The organism is Borrelia miyamotoi (assembly GCF_019668505.1).
Lineage (GTDB): Bacteria > Spirochaetota > Spirochaetia > Borreliales > Borreliaceae > Borrelia > Borrelia miyamotoi.
The window spans coordinates 445,656-462,522 of record NZ_AP024371.1 but is presented as its reverse complement, the minus strand read 5'-3'; the positions used below and the strand labels follow the sequence as shown (position 1 = coordinate 462,522).

Sequence of the window (16,867 nt, the reverse complement as noted above, 5' to 3'; positions counted from 1 at the left end):
TTTACAAACATTGTAAGCAAACACTTACTTCCTAACATTAGCATCCATCTTACGGTAACTACGAAAATTACTATTATATTTACTACCCCTAACATAAGAAATCCGAACTCGCTTTAAATTTCCATCTCCCTCACTTTCTGTTTTAATATCATTATAACGATTTAAAGTAGTATGAATAATTCTTCTCTCAAAAGGATTCATTGTTGGCAAAAGAATAGAACGTCTACTTCTTTTAACCTTATGCAAAGAGTTTATTGCCAAATTAATAAACCTTGATTTAAATCTTTCTCTATAGTCTTCAATATCTAATATTATCCTATTAAAATTACTACTGTCTCCAATAAGCCTAGATAAATAAACATTCGCCAAAAGCTGTAAAGCATCTAAATTTCTTCCTTCTCTTCCAATTAAGATATTTGGACTATCTGTTTCAATAGAAATTTTAATATACTCACCTTCGTTAGATGCAATCTTTAAATCAACAAAATAACCCATCTTATTTATCATTTCATTAATAAAGGTTAAAACTTTATCATAAACATCTTCATTAAGCTGAATCCCGGCGGACTTTTTTGCATCCTCTTTAACATGAGGAGATACTTTTATCTTGATCATCTCTTTTTTAAATAAAAAACCAACCTTTTCCTTATTCAAAATCTCTACATCAAATTCACCTTCTCTTAAATCAAGATCTCTCATGGCCTTTTTAATTGCTTCTTGTTCTGTTTTCCCATAAAACTCATAACTCATTTGTTCCTCCTTTCAGATACATTCATCTTTATGTAATATTGTTGCAAAATAGTAAAAATATTTGTTGTAATCCAATAGATCAAAAGCCCTGATGGCATATCATAAAGTACGAAAAAAAACATAATAGGCATACCAAAATATAAAAGCTTTTGCTGTGAGCCAAGATTCTTAAAATCAACATTAGAACTAATCATCGTAGAAAATAACTGAGTAACCATCATAACAAAAGGCAAAATTCTAATATCAGTCCACAAAAAAACTTTATACCCAAAATAATATACACTATCACCAGCTGACAAATCATCAATCCAACCTGGAATAAAACTAGCCCCCCTTAGTAAAAAGAAATTATTTACAAGCCCATAAAGAGCAAAAAATACAGGTAATTGTAAAAGAATAGGAAAACATCCTCCAAAAGGATTAACACCTTCTTCCCTGTAAAGCTTACCCATCTCTTCATTTAATCTTCTAGGATCATCTTTAAATTTCATTTGTATATCTTTCATTTTTGGCTGTAATTTAGAAAGCTCTGCTGTAGCTCTAAAACCCTTAAAAGTTAAAGGGAATATAAGTATCCTTACAACAATTGTTAAAAATATTATTGAAAGTCCCCAATTAGGAATAACATCATAAAAAATTTGCATTATCAATTGCATGGGAACCTGAATAAAATATAACAATCCCTTTTCCACAGACATTCCAAATTCAACATTAGACAAACCAAAACTATTAAGGTTATCTTTATCAAAAATATCTAAATAGTTACTATCTCTAGGTCCTACATAAATATAAAAGGCATCTCTAATATTTTTATTACCTATTTTATTCAAAATAAAAGTATTTAAAATACTATCTTTCTGTTTAAATTCAACATTCATCCCATCTTTTGCAACTAAAACTTCAAAATATTTAGTACCCGCACCAACCCACCTAGGATTAACAACATTTAAACCATCTTTACCATATCTAAGTTTATTATCATAATAAATGCTTTGAGATAAATAATTACTATACTGAAGCCGACCTCTCTGACTCAATTCTTCAACATCAGAGCTTAATACAAACTGATAAGAATCAATATCAATATTATTATCAGCATCAACATTGTTTAAAAAGATTTCAAACTTAACTAGATATTCATCTTTTTTTGAAAATGTATATCTCTTGATATACTCATAATACTTGCCATTATGCTCAAAATTTGTCTTAAAAACATGGGTATAGTCATCTAATCTGTCATACAAAAATAAACTTTTACTTAATTTATCAAAACTAATATAGAAAAGACCTTCCCTATTCATACCAACTTTAACCATTTCAGTTGGTTCCTTCTCTAAATTTAAATGATTTTTAAGCTTCAAAGAAATTAAATTTCCACCAAACGTAGAAAAAGTAGCATCATATATTCTAGTTTGAATACTAATCTTCTTAGAATTAGCACCTAAGCTTAAAGCATAATCCTCATCAACTAAAGAATTATCAATATCAAAATCTCTATCTAAGTTAAAACCAATTTCCTTATCCACTACAGAAGGGGATTTTTTAGAGAAAAATATATCATCAATAAGCATAAACATGCCAATAAAAAACAAAGAAAAATAAATAAATCTTAAAATTCTTTTACTATGACTCACACCTTCCTCTTAATGACATCCAAATCTATATTCCTTAGCATCGTCTCAACTTCACAATAACTAACATCTGCCTTTTGAGGATAAACCACGAAAATAAAGTCAACACATTTACCCTTAAGTAAATCAAAGCGTCTCCTAAAACATTCTCTAAAGACTCTCCGAACGCGATTCCTCTTAACAGCACCTTTAAAAATCTTAGGAAAGGTAACAAGTATCCTAGAGATTGCCAAGCTTGTAAACTCATAAAATACATTAATTCCCTCTAGCCTAATAAAGCCACCTTTTTTAAAAAGCTCTTGAATTTCTACCTTTGATTTTATATTAATACTTCTTTTTTTCATCAGAAACAGTTAATTTTGTCCTTCCCTTTGCCCTTCGTCTTGCAAGAATAAGTCTTCCGCCTTTAGTTTTCATCCTAGCCCTAAATCCAAACTTTCTGTTTCTCTTAACCCGACTAGGCTGATAAGTCCTCTTCAAAAAAGCCCTCCAATTAAAAACATTCTTTATTTATAAAATACAAGATAAACACTACAATGTTATATTATAAAATTACAATTGTCAATAAAATCATCTTATTAAAACCCTTATATCTACTATCTCAAGGCCTGTAGAATCATTTATTAATTTTATTATTTTTGATTTATTAATAGAAATGTTGTATAAAACACTTGAATTCTTAACAGAAATAAATAATATCTTATTATCCTTTAAATTCAATAATTTTACTCTATCTGCAAGCTCCTTAAATACAACTTGCCAATTTTGAGAAAGTACAAAACTAGCATTTAGTTTTTCATTAGCACATATATTCGAATTTAAATATTCTTTAAGCACATCAGTAGCTTTTTTAAAGCTCAAATCTTCCATTATTAACCCTATATACCACAAAATTACTGTCTCGTTTAATATTATAACAGTCATCCAAAAATGTAAAAAAACATTGAGAATCCTTTGGCAAAATATCAAAAACTTTTCTTCTTTTTATACTATCCAATTCTAAAAATACATCATCAAAAAGTAAAATAGGAGCTACACCAAATCGCTTATTAAAAATAACAACTTGAACAAGTCTATAAATTAAAGAAAGCGTCCTGTTTTGCCCAGTTGAAGAATGATGAGTAAACACTCTATCACCATCTAATATCTCATATAAATCTCTGTGAGGACCTATTAAAGTACTTTTTCTAAAAAGTTCATCTTTTTCTTTTAAAATTAAAGTTCGCAAAAAATCATCTCTTTCATCGCATTTCACAGAAGGTAAGTATTTAATCTCTAAATTATAAGAAAAATCGAAAATAAAAGAATAATAGTATTTAAAAAACACATAAAAATGCTTTATAAAATTTTTTCTCATTTTTGTTATTTCAAGAGCACAATCAACAAAAATTTCATTATAAACTTTAAGCAAATTCCTATTACCTTGTCTTAAAATCAGATTTCTTTGCTTCAAAATTTTCCGATATTTCCTAAGAGAATCTAAATAACTTAAAGAAATAAAACTTATTGCTTGATCAAAAAACCATCTCTTCTTAACAGGCGCTCCGATGATGAAATCAGTGTCATAATTTGAAAAAACAATTGTTGGAATGTTTAATATTAACTCTTTTCTATCCTTTATAAGTCTATTATTAACCTTTACTTCTTTTCTCCCATTCCTGAATGATAAACTAATCCTACCATCTTTGCCTTTAGTTTGATAGAAACATTTTAAATAAAATTCAGTCTTGCCATATGTAACAAGTTCCCTATCAGTACCAACTAAAAATGAAGAGGCAAAAGCAAGACAATAAATGGCATCAAGGATATTAGTCTTGCCTGAGCCATTTTTTCCACAAAAATAAACATTATTAAAATCAAAATTAATGACCTGATTTTCTATGTTTTTAAAATTAAAAAGCTCAATTTTCTTTATCATTGTCATCAATAAAAAAAATTTTAGTTTAGTACCATAGGCATTATTAAATGCATAAAATCAGAGTTTTCTGGTTCACTTAACTTTAATATCCCTCCTTCTCCATTAAATTTTATTTCTAGATTTGAAGTATCAAACACACCCATTGCTTCAGTAAAATAAGAACTATTTATAGCTATGATTTCATCATCTCCATCATAACTATAATTGGGCTCTTTTACAAAAAATTCCCCTTTTCTTCCCGTAATTGGATCTTCTGCCATAAGTTTTAATTGAGCACTAGCAAAACTCAAAATAACTTTTTTAGACCTTTTATCCGTATAAGAACTCACCCTTGAAAGCCTATCTTTTAAAACATTAATCTCTACTAATGATCTGTTTTTTTGTTTCTTTGGTATAATACTTTCATAATCAGGATAATTACCACTTATCAGACTGCAAGCTATTTTATAATTATTGAATTCAACGTAAAACTTTTTATCAGAAACCTTGATCTTTATCATACCTTCTCCTACCATCATTTGCCTTAAAAAATTAAACATTTTAACAGGCACAATAAAGTTAATATCCTCTTCAAATACTAAATCCGTTCTATATATAGACATTCTATGACCATTGGTAGAAATAAGAATTAATGCAGAATTTTTATCTTTTGTAAAGTAAATCCCATTTAGAATGTTTTTAGACTCATCATGTGATGCTGAAAATGATACTTTACTGATGATCTTTTTAAATTCTCTCTGACTTAACTCAACTGTAAACTTGTAAATTTCTCCATTTATGTCGTAATTATAACTTTCAATCTCTTCATTAGAAAAAGTAGGCTCGCTTAAATGATCATTTACTAAGATATCATTTTTATTTTCTGATTCTCCAATGATACTTAATTTGCTCTCATCTTCATTAAAATTTATCTTTAGTTCATCGTACAAATTTAGTGCTTTAACTGCATCGGAAAAGTTGGAAGCATTGATTAGTACCTTGAAATTTTCAGCTGAAACAATTGGAATTGTACTTTGAAAAAGGATATTTCTATCTGTTGCTTTTATTGTGAGGCTAGAATTTTTTATTTCAAACAATATTGCACTCCAAATATCATTTATGTTCCTGTTTAGAATTATGCTTTTTGCTTTATCAATCTCATTTGAAATCTGTTCTGTATCGCACAGTATAAATTTTTCGTTCAATGTCTTACCCTCCTTGATTATTATATCACCAATTTTGGGCTTTCATAAGCGTAAGTTTTTTCTTATTGTCTATGTGTTTGTCTTATTATATTTTAATAGTGGTATTAGTAGAGAGCTGTCTAATTGTCTAATTTTATTTATCTTATTATATTATAATGAATAAGATCTGTTTAATTATTTGTATTTTTTGATGAATTATTTGTTTAATTTGTTCAAAAATGTTTTAAATTTTATAAATTTTGTTAATTTTTGTTGATTTTGTTCATAAGTTCTATGATTAAATTGTTAATTTCTAAGTCATTGTTTCTTTCTCTATCTATCTTGTTTATTGAATAAATTACCGTTGAGTGGGTTTTCCCTCCAATGATTTTGCCTATTTCAATTGTTGAAAGCTCTGTAAAATTCCTTAAAAGATAAGCATAAATGTGTCTTGCTTTTGTGATTTCAGGTTTTTTACTGTTGCCTTCAATGTCCTTATTTGTGAGTTTTAGTTCTCTTAATATGACTTTCTTTATGTTTTCGATGTTTATTTTATTATGTGTATTTGTGTTTTCTTGCTCATAAGCTATTATCTCTTTAATTATTTTTTCTACTATGTTAGTGTCAATTTCAATATCTTCTAGATCTATATAGGCTTTTAATTTTGTTACAGCGGCTTCAAGATCTCTTATATTTGTTGTAACTTTTTTTGCAACTAAATTGAGAATGTTCTTTGGAACTTTGATTCCATCTTCTTCTACTTTTTTTTCTATGATTGCTATTCTTAGTTCAAAGTTTGGTTTTGATATGTCGACATTTAATCCTCTTGTAAATCTGCTTTTTAGTCTATCTGTGAAATTTGTGAGTTCTGAGGGTTGTCTGTCGCATGTAAATACCATTTGCTTATTATCTTCATAAAGAGCATTGAAGGTATGAAAAAGTTCTTCTTGTATTCCTTCTTTTTTTTGTAAATCATGAATATCGTCTAGTAGTAGCATATCTAAATATCGGTATTTCTTTTTAAATCTTTTTGTTTCATTTGTTTTTATGCTTTCTACAAATTCATTTAAAAAATTTTCAGCAGTTACGTAAAGTATTTTAAATTCTTTATGTAATTCTTCTGTTTTATTTCCTATACTTTGAAGTAAATGTGTTTTTCCAAGACCAACTCCGCCATAAATTAAGCATGGATTATATTTTTTACCAGGATTTTTTGCAATTGATAAGCTTGCATTGTATGCAAGCTTATTATTTGGGCCTGTAATGAAATTTTCAAATGTATATTTCTTTTTAAGAAAGGGATTTCTATATTTTGTGTGAATTTCTTCTTTTATGGTATATTTTTTTGTATTTTCTTCTACATTTTTGGTGTGAGTTTTAAATACCAATCTTTTTTTTGTTGAATCTTGTTGTATAGAAACATTTTTTAATGCATTGTTTTTAGATGTTATATCATGAATTTTTAATTCATTTTCTGGATTTATAAATTCAACATTAATTGTATTATGGTTTTTTTCTATGAGAATTTCTTTTATTCTTTTGGCAAACCTCTTTTCTACTTGATTTTTATGAAAAGAATTTGGAGCAGATATTTTTATACTGTTGTCAGTTGCATCTATGAAATATAAATTTTCAAACCATATATAAAATTCTTCTTCAGAAAGCTCTTTTCTTATTGCTGCTAAAATTAAGCTCCATATGTTTTTTCCCTCTTGCATACTTTATCCTTATTGACCTTGGCTATTTATCATTATATCTTTTTGATTTGATTAATGTAGGTATAAGTATATAGTATAATAATGAACTAGAATATTATTTTAATTATTTATTGATTTTGCAATTTTTTTGTTTTCAATTCAAGTTGAATATGTCTTATAATTTGTATTATCTAATAGATATTATGTTAATTTTAATATAAAATTTATTTATATCTATGTCTATGTTATTATTATTAATTGTGTGGAAGGTTTATGAGTTATTTTGCTAGTAATATTCAGGTGTTAAAGGGGCTTGAGGCTGTTAGAAAAAGGCCCGGTATGTATATTGGATCTGTTTCAATTAATGGGTTGCATCACTTGATTTATGAAGTTGTTGACAATAGCATTGACGAGGCTTTAGCGGGATTTTGTGATAAAATAGATGTTGTTATAAATGAGGATAATTCCATAACAGTAAATGATAACGGTAGAGGGATTCCTACAGATATTCATGAAGAAGAAGGGATTAGTGCACTTGAACTTGTTTTAACTAAGCTCCATTCTGGAGGAAAATTTAATAAAAATACTTATAAAGTTTCTGGTGGACTTCATGGGGTTGGAATTTCAGTTGTTAATGCATTATCATCTTTTTTAGAAGTGATTGTTAGTAGAGATGGCAAGGTCTTTAGGCAGACTTTTTCAAGAGGTATTCCAACATCTGAGGTTGAAGTTATTGGGGCAAGTTCTTATAGGGGGACTAAAGTTACTTTTTCAGCTGATGCTGAGATTTTTGAAACCTTGGAATATGATTTTGAAACTTTATCAAAGAGACTTAGAGAACTTGCATTTTTAAATGATAAGATACGAATCTTACTAGAAGATAGAAGATTAGGGAAAGAGAGATTTTTAGAATTTTATTTTGAAGGTGGAATAAAAGCTTTTGTAGATTATATAACAAGTAATAACAAAAATATTCAAAGTGAACCTTATTTTATTGAAGGTTCTTGTGATGATGTTATTGTTAATGTTGGTCTTAAGTGGACTGAGGGATATTCTGAAAATATTTTGTCTTTTGCAAATAGTATTAATACTAGAGAGGGCGGAACCCATGTTTCTGGTTTTAGGCAGGGTCTTTTAAAGGCGATGAGTGAAGCTTTTAGGGAGTCAAAGATAAGCAAGAAAGATGTTCCAAGTCTTACATTAGATGATTTTAAAGAGGGTTTAACAGCGGTAATTTCTATTAAGGTTCCAGAACCTCAATTTGAAGGTCAAACTAAAGGAAAATTGGGAAATTCTTATGTAAAAAAAATTGTTGAAAATATTGTACGTGATGGGCTTTTGAAAATTATTGGTGATAATCTTTTAGAAATAGATGTAATTCTTAATAAGGCAATAAAGGCTGCTCGTGCTCGTGAAGCGGCAAGGAAAGCTAGAGAGTCTGAGAGGAAAAAAAGTGCTTTTGAAAGCTTGGCATTGCCTGGAAAATTAGCAGATTGTGCATCTAAGAATCCAGTTGAGAGAGAAATTTATATTGTTGAAGGTGATTCTGCAGGGGGAAGCGCAAAGATGGGCAGAAATAGATTTTTTCAAGCTATTTTGCCATTATGGGGCAAGATGCTTAATGTTGAGAAGACAAGAGAAGATAAGGTTATCACAAATGATAAGCTTATTCCAATAATTGCGTCTCTTGGGGCTGGTGTTGGAAAGACTTTTTATATTGAAAAACTTCGTTATCATAAGATTATTATTATGGCTGATGCTGATGTTGATGGATCTCATATTCGGACATTACTTCTTACTTTTTTCTTTCGTTATATGAGAGAGTTAATTGAAAATGGGCATGTATACATAGCTATGCCACCTCTCTATAAAGTTAAATATGACAGTAAGGTTCATTACTTCTATAATGATTTGGAAAAGGAATCTTTTTTGGGGTCAATTGAGACTCTTAAGAGAGATAAAGTTAGCCTTCAAAGGTATAAGGGTCTTGGAGAAATGAATCCTACACAACTTTGGGAAACTACTATGAATCCTGCTACTAGAAAGATGAAATTAATAGGCATAGATGATGCTGTGCAGGCTGAGAAAATTTTTGTTACTCTTATGGGGGATGAAGTTGAGCCTAGAAGAGAATTTATTGAGCAAAACGCGCTTGATGTAGTAAATCTAGATGTGTGATTGGAGCATTAATGGCAATTGAAGAAAATAAAGAACAAATATTAAATATAAAAATAGAAGATGAGGTGAGAACTTCTTACTTAAATTATGCAATGTCTGTTATTGTTTCAAGAGCTCTTCCTGATGTTAGAGATGGTCTTAAACCTGTCCACAGAAGAATCCTTTATTCAATGCATGAAATGGGACTTAAATCTGAAAAATCGTTCAAGAAGGCTGGAAGAATTGTTGGAGATGTGCTTGGGAAATATCATCCTCATGGTGATCAATCTATTTATGAAGCACTTGTAAGGCTTGCTCAAGACTTTTCTTTAAGGTATCCTGTAGTAAGTGGACAGGGAAATTTTGGTTCTATTGATGGTGACCCTCCTGCTGCTATGAGATATACTGAAGCTCGCATGGCCAGAATAGCTGAAGAGCTTGTGAGAGATATAGATAAGCAAACTGTTGATTTTAGACCTAATTATGATGATTCTTTGTTTGAGCCTGAAGTTTTGCCAGCTGCTTTTCCGTTTCTATTGGTAAACGGTTCTAGTGGAATTGCTGTTGGAATGGCAACAAGTATGGCTCCACACAATTTGAAGGAAATTTGTGATGCCATAATTTATATGTTGGATCATGATAATGTTTCCATTTATGATTTAATTGAAATAGTTAAAGGACCAGATTTTCCTACTTATGCTGAAATTGTTTATAATGATAGCCTAATTAAGGCTTATACGACAGGAAAGGGCAGTGTTGTTATTCGAGCTCGGTACCATATTGAGGAAAAACCTGAGGATAATCTTTCTATTATAATTACACAGATACCGTATGCTGTTAACAAATCATCTTTGCTTATGAAAATAGCATTATTAATGAAAGAAGAAAAACTGGAAGGTATATCTGATATAAGGGATGAGTCGGATCGTGATGGTATTAGAATTGTTCTTGAAATTAAAAAAGGATTTGATCCTAATGTTGTTATGAACTTGCTTTACGAATATTCTGAATTGAGGAAAAATTTTAGTATAAATAACTTGGCTCTTGTTAATGGAATTCCAAAGCAATTAAATTTGAAAGAGCTTTTATCTGAATTTATTAAGCATAGAAAGAAAATTGTTAGGAGGCGGGTAGAGTTTGACTTAAAGAAGGCAAGAGAAAAGGCACATATTCTTGAAGGATTAAATATTGCCTTAAAAAATATTGATAGAATAATAGAAATACTAAAATTTTCTAGGCTTGTAAAAGATGCTAAGGAACGTATTATTAAGGAGTTTAGTTTGTCAGAAGTTCAAGCTAATTCTATTCTGGATATGAAGTTACAAAAGTTAACCTCTCTTGAGGTAAAGAAACTTGAAGAAGATTTTACAACTGTCTTAGCTTTAATAAAAGATTATGAGGATATTCTTGTTAGTCCAGTCAGAATTGTAGATATCGTAAGAGAAGAGATTATTAATTTAAGTTTAAAATTTGGCGATGAGCGCCGAACAAAAATAATTTATGATGAGGAGGTTTTAAAAACCAGTATGTCAGATTTAATGCAGAGAGAAAATGTTATTGTTATTCTTACAAAAAAAGGTTTTATTAAAAGAATTTTGCAGGATGAGTATAAACTTCAAGGTATAGGTGGTAAGGGTCTTGGTTCTTTTGAGTTGCAAGATGGTGACCAAGTTAATATTGCTTTATGTGTAAATACTCATGATTTTTTATTGATGATTTCAAATGAAGGGAAGCTTTATGTAATTAATGCTTATAGTATTAAGGATGCTTCTAGGACTTCCAAGGGACAAAATGTTCGTGAGCTTATTAATTTGGGAGAGATGGAAAGAATATTGGCTATTAAAAATAGCAATGAATTATCTGTGAATAATTATTTATTAATAACAACTGCAAAAGGGAAAATAGCTCGTATTGAAACGGAAAGCTTTAAGACGGTTAAATCAAGGGGTGTTATTGTCATTAAACTTGATAATAAGGATTTTGTTACAAGTGCTGAAATTGTTTCTAAAGACGAGAAAGTTATTTGTATTTCTAAAAAAGGTAATGCTTTTGCGTTTAATTCAAATGATATTAGGCTTACACATAGAGGCACTCAAGGTGTGTCTGGTATGAAAGTAAGAGAGGGTGATGTGTTTATTAAGGCATTAGTAGTAGGACAAGGATCTCATCTTTTGATTGTTTCTGAAAATGGATATGGTAAGAGATTAGAAATATCTAAAGTGACGGGACTTAAAAGAGGAGCTACTGGCTATACTAGCTATAAGAAATCTGATGAGAAAGCAGGTGAAGTTGTTGATGCTATTACAGTTTCACATGATGATGAGGTTTTACTTATAAGTGAAACCTCAAAAGTTTTAAGAACATTGGTTGATAAAATATCTGAACAAGGTAAAGATGCTAGAGGAATGCAGGTGATATCTCTTGATGAGGATAAGTTAGTTTCTGTTTCAAAATTTATCAAATAATAAGTTAATGTTTAATTATATTGTTGGAATGTTCCACGTGGAACATTCTTTTTTTTGTGTTGTTTCTTTAATAGAAGTTGGCATAGAACAACTTTATAAAATTTTGTATTATTACAGGGAGGGCTTTAATAGAATGAAAGAGACTTTTAAGATGGTAGATATTAATCTTTTAGATATAGATAAGTTACAACCTAGAAAGTCTATTAATCTTGCTGAACTTGAAGAATTGAGTATCTCTATAAAAGAGAATGGAATATTACAACCTATTGTTGTTTTTCATAATGATGGTAGATATAACATAATAATAGGTGAGCGAAGATTTAGAGCTGCTAAGCTTGCTGATATGAGACAAGTTCCTATTATAGAAATAGAGCCAACTAGAAAAAATAAAGATTTTATGTCTTTAATTGAAAATATTCAAAGAGAAAATTTAACTCCTGTTGAAGAGGCATATGCTTATAAAAATCTTATGGATAAGCATTCTTTGACTCAAAAAGCTTTATCTGAAAGAATAGGGAAAAACAGGTCTCATATTGCTAATTTAGTTCGAATTTTGGAACTCGAGCAAGAGATATTAAATTCTTTACATAAAAGAGAAATATCATTAGGTCATGCTAAAGTTTTGTTATATTTGAAGGATAATCAAGATAGATATGCTCTGTATCTTTTAATCATTAAAAAGAAGTTGTCTGTTAGAGATGCAGAGAATTATGTTAAAAATTTTTATAAGCCCGTTAATGATACATCTAAAATATTAAGAGATCCTTTTTTAAATAGTGTTAAAGAATTTTTAATAAGTAGAATGCAAACTAAAATAAGTATTAAGGGTAGTAAAGAAAAAGGGAAGATAGAAATAAGTTATTTTACATCTTCTGATTTGAAAAGAATTATTTCTGTCTTTGAAAGTATTAAGTGATTTTTTTCATCTGATTTATTTTTTGTTGCATTTCTTTTAAATTAGTAAAAAGTTCTTTTTTATTTTCTATCTTGTCTAGTTTAATATTTTTAATATTTTTTAGTTCTTGTAGAAGTAGTTCTATTATTTTTATAATGTCTTCTCTTGTAAATTGTGTTTTATTAAATTTAATTTCAGAATTTTTTTCATAGTTTTCATCTTTTTTATAAAGAAGTAATTTAAATTCTTTTAAAGATTTTATTTTTCCATTAAGGACTTTCATTTTTAAATGAGTAGGACAGGATTTTTTGGAAATTTCATAAGAGAGAGACAGAGGTAAATTTTCTATTATAAGTTGCTTATCGGAATTTTCGACAAGCAACTTATATCTTGATATTAATGAGTAAACTTTATCCTTTTTAAATCCCATACTAGTGAACCATTTATAAAAGAGTCCGTCGTGTTGATTAGTGCCACTTAGTTTTTCTTTTGCTTCTTTTAGTATTTTTCCAATTTCTGTGTATGTGTTGTTAAAAATGTTAAAAATTTCATATTGCTTCATTTTTAAGAAATCAGCTATTTCTTTATCTAATTTTTCATATTTAAAACTTTTATTTTGAATGATAATTAATGCTTGCTTTGCTAAAATATGTTTGTCTTTTTCATTTTTTTTTAACTTTTGGCCCATTAAAGCCATTAGAGTGTCTAGACTGTCTGACATTTTTATTTTTTAATTTTCTCCATTATTTCTTTTGTAAGCTCTAAAAAATCTTTTGCTGCATTACTTTCTTTATTATAAATGTGTACTGGTATGTTTTCTTCTTGAGATTTGGAAATGCTTATATTTTTTCTTATTTTAGTATTTAAAAATTTTTCTTTGAATACTTTTTTTAAATAATCAATATATTTTTCTTTGCTTTTATTTCTGATATCATACTTGTTTATGAACACACCAGCGATCTCTAAATTTTGATTTATTTGTTTAACGGTGGTTATTGTATCTAATAGTTGACTGATACCCTCAAATGCGAAAAATTCTGTTTCTATTGGTATTAGAAGATATTTGCTTGCAACAAGTGCATTTATTGTGAGTATTGAAAGGGTGGGGGGACAGTCAAGTATAATGAAATCGTAGTCATCTTGTTTATATTGTTCTAAAGCATTTTTTAGAAAGTTTTCTCTTGCAATTTCATGTATTAATTCCTTCTCAAGTAATGCTAACTTAAGATTTGAAGGAATTATATCTAGATTGAAATTTTTAATAGGTTTAATTTTTTGTTTTTTATAAATAAGTTCATAACTTGAATTTGTGTCTTCTTTTTTTGGGATGTTAACTCCGCTACTGGTATTCCCTTGTGAATCAATGTCTATTAGAAGAGTCTTTTTATTAAGCAATGTGGTTGAATAAGCAATATTTATAGCACTAGTTGTTTTTCCAACACCGCCTTTTTGGTTAATAATAGATATTATTTTCATAAAAGTTTTCTCTTCTGCATATTAATAATATTCTATTGTAAAACATAAATAATGAAAATGGTAATAATATATGTAAAATTATTCCCAAAAGTGGTAAAATGCATATAGACATTTAACTTATCTAAATGTCTATATGCATTTTAAATTTAATTAAATTAGGGAATTTTCTTGTAGAAATGTTATAATGCTCTTTTTATCTGTTATGTTAAATTTTATTGTAGTATTTATTTTATCTAGGAAATTTGCATCTATAATTTTAATTCCTATTTTGTTTTTTATTCGTGTAAGTAAATGATATTGATTGTAATTTAAATTAAGAATTAATGTTTGCATTTCTTCCTTTTCTATTAAATTTGATGCGCTGATTACTTGTTGTGCTGCTTTAGAATATGCCTTGATTAAACCACTTTTCCCAAGCAGAGTTCCTCCAAAATAGCGTATCGTAATGATTAAAGTATCTGTTAAATTTTTATTTAATATGGCATCTAGTGTAGGTTTGCCTGCTGTTGATCTTGGCTCTTTATCATCGCTCATTCCATTTATAAATGAATTTGAATTTCCAATTCTAAATCCGTAAACGACATGAGTTGCATTTTTAAATTTTAATTTATATTCTTTTAATATTTTGTTTATATCTTCTTTTTTCTCTACGTGGAAAATATATGATAAGAAAATTGATTTTTTTACTTCAATTTTTGAACTGGTATTTTCTTTAGTAATTAGCATAATTCAATTTAATAATATATCATTTTTTTATATTGAAGTATTTTGAATTTATGTATATGATTAATGTTAACAACTCTTATTTAATAAATTCTAAGAGGGCGTATTTAAGAGGGCGTAAAAATGATATCAGGATTAAATCCTAAGTTAAGATTGTTGAAAGAACATAGAATACTTTATTCTAATATGGAAAGAGGATTAAAACCTCTCTTAGAGGTTGATAATTTTATTAATAAATACATTCAAAATAAGGAAGGTTTAGAAATTTATGATAAAGTTGTAGGCAAGGCTGCTGCTGTTATCATTTACAATATTGGACTTCAAAATGTTCATGCAAGTGTTATTTCTCAATCAGCAAAGGATTTTTTGGAAAGTAAAGGAATAAAGGTGAGTTTTAAAAGACTTGTGGATAAGATAAATGATAAAACTGAAAATTTGATCGAAAGTTTAGAAAATCCAGAGGAAGTTTATAAGTACTTGATAAAAAGAGGAATTATTATAAGTAACACCTAAATTATATTCATTTGCTTTTTGTTTTGGAATATACAGAAAGAATTAGAGCTATATTATAGCTTAATACCATTAAGCTTCCCCAGCTTAAATAAAAATTGTCTTTGCCATAATCAAAAAGCCATGTTCCAGCATAAACTCCTAAAAATCCTCCAATTGAAGATGCAAGCATAATTAAGTCAGGGTTGATTGTATGTTTGATAATTTGGCTTTTGCTATTTTGGTTAGGTTGCTTTTCGGAAAATTTACTGTCAACGAAAACCATGACTAATCCAGTGAGTGTGATGCACAAAAAATAGACTACAAATATCTTTCTAATGAGCTTAAACATAAAACTTTACCCCCTTTTAGCTTTCAGTTATTGAAATTAAGTAATAATATAAATATAACATAAAATAAGTATTTTCTCATGTGAAGATGTAAAAATTGAACTTTTTTCTTAAATCATAAAATATTTCAAGAGTAATTAATTTATATGGAGATTCTTCTTGCAGATTTAATGTGTAAAAATTTGAGTGTTGGATATTATTTATTAGTAAGTTTAATGCAATTTTGGATGAGTTGTATTTTAAAATTTTAAGGAGATTATGTGTTATATATTGTGGGAACCCCCATAGGTAATTTAGGTGACATTACATATCGTGCAATTGATATTTTAAAGTTGGTTGATGTTGTTTTTGCTGAGGATACAAGGATTACTAAGAGACTTTTATTTCATTATGGTATTGCTAAAAAGTTAATTTCTTGTAATGCAGTAATAGAGCATAGAAGAATTAGCTTATTGTTAGAGTATTTGTCTAATGGAAAAAGCGTAGCTTTTGTTAGTGATGCGGGCACTCCTTGTATTAGTGACCCCGGTGGTTTGCTTGTTGATGCAGCATTCAAAAATGGGTATAAAGTTTGTCCTATCCCAGGAGTTAGTTCTTTTAGTACAGTTATTAGTGTTAATCCTTTTAAAGATAAGGTTGTAATCTTTGAAGGTTTTTTGCCAAACAAAGGCATTAAGAGATTAAAAAGGATTGAGGAACTTTATCATACAGGTGATGCATTTGTTCTTCTTGAGTCCAATCATAGAATTTTAAAGTTGTTATTTGAAATTTCTTTAGTGAATTTAGATGCTAATGTTCTTGTTGGTCGTGAGATGACAAAATTATATGAAGAATATAAAATTGGCAAGCCTTTAGAATTGAAAAAATATTTTGAAGAGAATAACAAAAATAAAGGAGAGTTTACAGTTCTGGTTAGCAGGAAGTCTAAAAGTTAAGATCATTTTCAATTTGTTTATGTTTGCAGTCTAATTATATTTCAAATATTTTGGCTTTAACATCTAGAATTTGGTTGTATTGTATTTCTTTGCTATTATATAAGTTAAGCTTGAGAAATAAATTTTTGAATTTACTTGAAAGAATTAATTTGATATTTTTTATGCTAGGATATAAGATAAATAAATTTAAAGGGAATTATGTAAGCATAAGTTATGTT

The 16,867-nt window shown here is 28.4% G+C and carries 17 protein-coding genes; 5 read left to right on the top strand and 12 right to left on the bottom strand.

The window, feature by feature from the left end:
• Nucleotides 1–24: 24 nt before the first annotated feature.
• From jag to dnaA, 8 genes are all read right to left on the bottom strand, one after another.
• Nucleotides 25–750 (bottom strand): RNA-binding cell elongation regulator Jag/EloR, encoded by a 726-nt coding sequence (jag, locus tag K5Q05_RS02155; RefSeq protein ID WP_025443722.1) that lies wholly within the window; start codon nt 748–750, stop codon nt 25–27.
• Nucleotides 747–2,384, bottom strand: a complete 1,638-nt coding sequence (gene yidC, locus K5Q05_RS02150) for a membrane protein insertase YidC (RefSeq protein ID WP_025443723.1) — start codon at nt 2,382–2,384, stop codon at nt 747–749. The genes jag and yidC overlap by 4 nt, the downstream gene beginning before the upstream one ends.
• Nucleotides 2,381–2,725 (bottom strand): ribonuclease P protein component, encoded by a 345-nt coding sequence (gene rnpA, locus K5Q05_RS02145; RefSeq protein ID WP_025443724.1) that lies wholly within the window; start codon nt 2,723–2,725, stop codon nt 2,381–2,383. Before rnpA ends, yidC begins: the two co-directional genes overlap by 4 nt.
• Nucleotides 2,706–2,861: a 50S ribosomal protein L34 gene (gene rpmH / locus K5Q05_RS02140; RefSeq protein ID WP_020954814.1), complete on the bottom strand. Its 156-nt coding sequence runs from the start codon at nt 2,859–2,861 to the stop codon at nt 2,706–2,708. The genes rnpA and rpmH overlap by 20 nt, the downstream gene beginning before the upstream one ends.
• A gap of 90 nt (nt 2,862–2,951) precedes the next feature.
• Nucleotides 2,952–3,251 (bottom strand): DciA family protein, encoded by a 300-nt coding sequence (locus tag K5Q05_RS02135; protein WP_020954813.1) that lies wholly within the window; start codon nt 3,249–3,251, stop codon nt 2,952–2,954.
• Entirely contained in the window at nt 3,232–4,299 is a 1,068-nt protein-coding gene (recF, locus tag K5Q05_RS02130; RefSeq protein ID WP_025443725.1) for a DNA replication/repair protein RecF, read from the bottom strand. The genes K5Q05_RS02135 and recF overlap by 20 nt, the downstream gene beginning before the upstream one ends.
• Nucleotides 4,300–4,319: 20 nt before the next feature.
• The gene (gene dnaN / locus K5Q05_RS02125; protein ID WP_025443726.1) at nt 4,320–5,483 is read right to left on the bottom strand and encodes a DNA polymerase III subunit beta; all 1,164 of its coding nucleotides are present in this window, start codon (nt 5,481–5,483) and stop codon (nt 4,320–4,322) included.
• Between the two features lie 242 nt (nt 5,484–5,725).
• On the bottom strand, nt 5,726–7,180 hold the full coding sequence (gene dnaA / locus K5Q05_RS02120; protein ID WP_025443727.1) for a chromosomal replication initiator protein DnaA: 1,455 nt from the start codon (nt 7,178–7,180) through the stop codon (nt 5,726–5,728).
• Nucleotides 7,181–7,432: 252 nt separating this feature from the next.
• Here dnaA and gyrB point away from each other — a divergent pair, with 252 nt between their 5' ends.
• From gyrB to K5Q05_RS02105, 3 genes are all read left to right on the top strand, one after another.
• The gene (gyrB, locus tag K5Q05_RS02115; protein ID WP_025443728.1) at nt 7,433–9,337 is read left to right on the top strand and encodes a DNA topoisomerase (ATP-hydrolyzing) subunit B; all 1,905 of its coding nucleotides are present in this window, start codon (nt 7,433–7,435) and stop codon (nt 9,335–9,337) included.
• An 11-nt stretch (nt 9,338–9,348) separates the two neighbouring features.
• A complete protein-coding gene (gene gyrA / locus K5Q05_RS02110; RefSeq protein ID WP_025443729.1) occupies nt 9,349–11,781 on the top strand; it encodes a DNA topoisomerase (ATP-hydrolyzing) subunit A in 2,433 nt (810 codons plus the stop codon).
• Nucleotides 11,782–11,914: 133 nt separating this feature from the next.
• Nucleotides 11,915–12,697 (top strand): ParB/RepB/Spo0J family partition protein, encoded by a 783-nt coding sequence (locus K5Q05_RS02105; protein WP_025443730.1) that lies wholly within the window; start codon nt 11,915–11,917, stop codon nt 12,695–12,697.
• Here K5Q05_RS02105 and K5Q05_RS02100 read toward each other — a convergent pair.
• The 3 genes from K5Q05_RS02100 to K5Q05_RS02090 form a co-directional block, all read right to left on the bottom strand.
• Nucleotides 12,690–13,397 carry a hypothetical protein gene (locus K5Q05_RS02100; RefSeq protein WP_025443731.1) on the bottom strand — a complete coding sequence of 236 codons (708 nt, stop codon included), beginning with the start codon at nt 13,395–13,397 and terminating at the stop codon, nt 12,690–12,692. The two genes, K5Q05_RS02105 and K5Q05_RS02100, sit on opposite strands and share 8 nt — an antisense overlap.
• Nucleotides 13,398–13,399: 2 nt before the next feature.
• Nucleotides 13,400–14,152, bottom strand: a complete 753-nt coding sequence (locus K5Q05_RS02095; protein ID WP_025443732.1) for a ParA family protein — start codon at nt 14,150–14,152, stop codon at nt 13,400–13,402.
• A 150-nt stretch (nt 14,153–14,302) separates the two neighbouring features.
• Nucleotides 14,303–14,878, bottom strand: a complete 576-nt coding sequence (locus K5Q05_RS02090) for a YigZ family protein (protein ID WP_420043024.1) — start codon at nt 14,876–14,878, stop codon at nt 14,303–14,305.
• A gap of 120 nt (nt 14,879–14,998) precedes the next feature.
• Between K5Q05_RS02090 and K5Q05_RS02085 the strand changes: the two genes are divergently transcribed.
• The gene (locus K5Q05_RS02085) at nt 14,999–15,388 is read left to right on the top strand and encodes a DUF1893 domain-containing protein (protein ID WP_025443734.1); all 390 of its coding nucleotides are present in this window, start codon (nt 14,999–15,001) and stop codon (nt 15,386–15,388) included.
• Nucleotides 15,389–15,395: 7 nt separating this feature from the next.
• On the opposite strand, the gene K5Q05_RS02080 is transcribed toward K5Q05_RS02085, so the two are convergent.
• Complete coding sequence (locus K5Q05_RS02080; protein WP_025443735.1) at nt 15,396–15,716, bottom strand: hypothetical protein; 321 nt, start codon at nt 15,714–15,716, stop codon at nt 15,396–15,398.
• A 258-nt stretch (nt 15,717–15,974) separates the two neighbouring features.
• Between K5Q05_RS02080 and rsmI the strand changes: the two genes are divergently transcribed.
• The gene (gene rsmI / locus K5Q05_RS02075; protein ID WP_025443736.1) at nt 15,975–16,649 is read left to right on the top strand and encodes a 16S rRNA (cytidine(1402)-2'-O)-methyltransferase; all 675 of its coding nucleotides are present in this window, start codon (nt 15,975–15,977) and stop codon (nt 16,647–16,649) included.
• Nucleotides 16,650–16,867 lie beyond the last annotated feature (218 nt).